Annotated in this window: 4 protein-coding genes; 1 reads left to right on the plus strand and 3 read right to left on the minus strand. The window is 69.1% G+C overall.

What is annotated here, in order from left to right; genetic code table 11:
* Positions 1-364: 364 nt before the first annotated feature.
* Positions 365-1,372 carry a stage II sporulation protein M gene (locus tag AC068B_RS41110; protein WP_356262752.1) on the minus strand — a complete coding sequence of 336 codons (1,008 nt, stop codon included), beginning with the start codon at positions 1,370-1,372 and terminating at the stop codon, positions 365-367.
* Positions 1,373-1,460: 88 nt separating this feature from the next.
* On the opposite strand from AC068B_RS41110, the gene AC068B_RS41115 reads away from it, so the two are divergent.
* Positions 1,461-2,450 carry an RDD family protein gene (locus tag AC068B_RS41115; RefSeq protein ID WP_478676564.1) on the plus strand — a complete coding sequence of 330 codons (990 nt, stop codon included), beginning with the start codon at positions 1,461-1,463 and terminating at the stop codon, positions 2,448-2,450.
* Positions 2,451-2,471: 21 nt separating this feature from the next.
* Here the strand turns inward: AC068B_RS41115 and AC068B_RS41120 are convergent, their stop codons facing one another.
* Complete coding sequence (locus AC068B_RS41120) at positions 2,472-3,086, minus strand: hypothetical protein (RefSeq protein ID WP_478676565.1); 615 nt, start codon at positions 3,084-3,086, stop codon at positions 2,472-2,474.
* Positions 3,087-3,232: 146 nt separating this feature from the next.
* A partial coding sequence (locus tag AC068B_RS41125) for an adenosylhomocysteinase (protein WP_478676566.1) occupies positions 3,233-3,326 on the minus strand: 94 nt, incomplete at its 5' end.

A 3,326-nucleotide genomic window follows, 5' to 3' on the forward strand; every position in this document is an offset into this window, starting at 1 on the left:
GGCGCTTCCCTTCGGTGTTTCTTTTGTTCTTTGTTCTTGCGTTTCCGACTCTATCAGACTCTTTCGTGTCCGACTTCCTCGGTGCCTTTCCGGTTTCCGCTCCGGCCTTTCGGCTTTCGCGTTTCCCTTTCCGGCGGTTCCGACTTTATCAGAAGTTCTTGGCCGGTCTTACCGGCTTCAGATTCCGAATAATTCGGTGCGGCTTCTTGCGAGATGAGATTCAAGAAGCAGGCAGAGTCTAACCGCCGCCACTGGACTTGTCCAGTTCTAGGCAACTGTTCGAATCTACCTCCCCGGTCCTTCCGTGTCAACGGTTTTTCCGGCGCGATGAGGAGACTAGCAGGTCAGATGCGGCGCATGCACATCACGCTGCGAGAGGGACGGAAGCGCTGCGTTCGTCCCTGTCGAGGTCGCCGGTCTCACCTGCGCGGGCGGCCCTTCCGCCCAGCACGTAGACGTACACAAGGAAGGCCAGCTCGGCGCCGATTCCGATGGCGATGCGGGCCCACGTCGGGAGGCCCGAGGGGGTGACGAAGCCTTCGATGGCGCCCGAGACGAAGAGGACCAGGGCCAGGCCGATGGCCATACCGAGGGCTGAGCGGCCCTCTTCCGCCAGGGCGGTGCGGCGCGTGCGGGGTCCCGGGTCGATGACGGTCCAGCCCAGACGTAGGCCCGTTCCCGCTGCGACGAAGACCGCGGTCAGCTCCAGGAGGCCGTGCGGCAGGACCAGGCCGAGGAAGGTGTCGAGACGGTCGGCCGAGGACATCAGGCCGATGCCGACACCGAGGTTGAGCATGTTCTGGAAGAGGATCCAGATGACCGGGAAGCAGAGGAAGGCTCCCAGGACCAGGCACATCGCGGCTGCCTGGGCGTTGTTCGTCCACACCTGGGCGGCGAACGACGCCGCGGGATGACTGGAGTAGTACGTCTCGTACTCGCCTCCCGGGCGGGTCATCTCCCGGAGCTCACTGGGGGCGGCGATCGTGGACTGCACTTCGGGATGGGTGGCGATCCACCAGCCGATGACCGCCGCGAGGACCGTCGAGAGCAGGGCCGTGGGGATCCACCAGCGGCGGGATCGGTAGACCGCCGCGGGGAAACCGTGTGTCAGGAAGCGGGTCACGTCCCGCCAGGAGGCGCGTCGCGTACCGGTGACGGCGCTGCGCGCGCGGGCCACCAGGTGCGTCAGGCGTCCGGTGAGCTGTGGGTCCGGGGCGGTGGACTGGATCAGGGAGAGATGGGTGGCGGTGCGTTGGTAGAGGGCGACGAGTTCGTCGGCCTCGGCTCCGGAGAGGCGGCGCCGACGGCGCAGCAGGGCGTCCAGTCGGTCCCACTCGGCTCGGTGGGCGGACACGAAGACGTCGAGGTCCATCGGAAGACTGCTCCTCGTACTGCGGCGCGTGATTGTTCAGCTTGGCAGACTGGCCAGTCCTACGGCAGGGCAGGGAAGGGTGGCGGGCGTGAGTGAGCTTGTGACGGGCGAGGCGGTGGCGCTGGAGCTGCGGCCCGCGAAGCTGCCGAGCCGGGCGCTGGCCGTGCTGATCGACCTGGCCGCGGCATGGACGGTCTATCTGGTGGTGACCTTCGCGGTCATCGCCTCGACTTCTTCGTTGGACGATGCCGCGGCTGCCGCGGTCGCGGTCGCGGGCTTCGTCCTCGTGCTGATCGGGGTCCCCATAGCGGTGGAGACCCTCAGCCATGGGCGGTCGCTCGGGAAGCTGGCGTGCGGGCTGCGGGTGGTGCGGGACGACGGCGGGCCGATCCGGTTCCGGCACGCGCTGGTGCGGGGGGCCGTCGGGGTCGTCGAGATCCTGATGACGTTCGGCGTCGTCGCGTGTATCGCCTCCTTGGTGTCGGCGCGTGGGCGGCGGCTCGGGGATGTGTTCGCGGGGACGCTCGTCGTACGTGAACGGGTGCCTGCGGGGCGGGCTGCTGCCGTTCCTCCCCCGCCGCCCTGGCTGGTCGGGCGGTTCGCCGAGCTGGATCTGTCCGGGGTGCCCGAGGGGCTGTGGCTGGCGATCCGCCAGTACCTCACGCGCATGGGGCAGCTGGATCCGCAGGTGGGCTGGACGATGGCGGAGCGGCTCGCGGGTGATCTGGTGGAGCGGACCGGGGCGCCTGCGCCGCACGGGGTTCCACCGGCCGCGTATCTCGCTGCTGTGGTGCACGAGCGGCAGGCCCGGGACGCTCGGCGTGCATTTGGTGGGGCGGGGGGTCCGGAGCGGTTGGCCGGTTCCTCTGCGGCGTTCGGCGAGGGGCCAGGAGGGCACCTCGACCCTCGCTCAGGCTATGGGTACGGGCCTGTGGCTGGTGCCTATCCCGCTGGTCCCGGTGGTCCCGTTAGGTCCGCTGATCCCGTTGGTCCCACGAGGCCCAGTGGGCCTGCTGCACCTGCTGGGCCTGGTACGGACGAGGCTCCTCCGGCCACGGGGTTCGCGCCGCCTGCCTGAGCGGCGTGGCGTGGCGTGGCGTCAGGTGAACGTCGACGGTGGGGTTTCGAGGTGTTCCAGCTCGATTCCCGGGGCCGCGAGGACGACGTCGCCAGCGATGTGGACGGCGTGCTGTTCACCGGTGTCCAGGGCTGTGACCTGGTATTCGTCGACGGTCAGGGGGCCGCTGTCAGTGGCGTGTGCTTCGCTTTTCAGCAGGGCCCAGGACTGGTCGAGGGTGCGGGGGGCGAGGACCGGGTCCGTGAAGGCGACCAGGCGGAGACGGGTCGCGGGGGATGCGGGGGTGAGGCTCAGGAGCCTGGCCGTCGCGACGAGGAAGGCGGGGGATGTGCCGGTGAAGGCGTGGGCGGGGGCGTTCTCTTCGGTGGCGTGAGCGCCTGTGGGGTCGGTGCGGACCCAGGTGACGCCGTTGAGGGCACCTGCGCGGACCTGCCAGTCGCCCGCGTGGAGTTCGAGGCGGATGGGGCGGCCGCGGGCGTCGAGTGCGAGGTCGACGGAGCCTGCGGGGGTGCCTGAAGGGGTGGTTCGTTGGGAGACGTAGCGCCAGCCGGAGGGGCCGGGTGCGCAGTGGAAGTGTTCTTCACCGAGGGGGGTGTGATCGTGCGGATCATGGAGCGAATATCGGCCGCGGGGCATGGGTCTCGGTCCTCGGTCCTGTTCCTGGCGTGAGTCTCGTCAGTCTCGTGAGTCTGGTGATTCTCGTCGGTGCAAAGGGGCAGGCCCCCGCCGCTGGGGCGAGGGCCTGCTGAAGTGGTGCGTGCTGACCGGCGGCCGGTGGGCCGTCAGTAGCGGTAGTGGTCGGGCTTGAAGGGGCCCTCGACCTCGACGCCGATGTAGGCGGCCTGCTCCGCGCTCAGCGTCGTCAGCTTCACACCC

This window comes from Streptomyces sp. NPDC042371 (assembly GCF_056437465.1).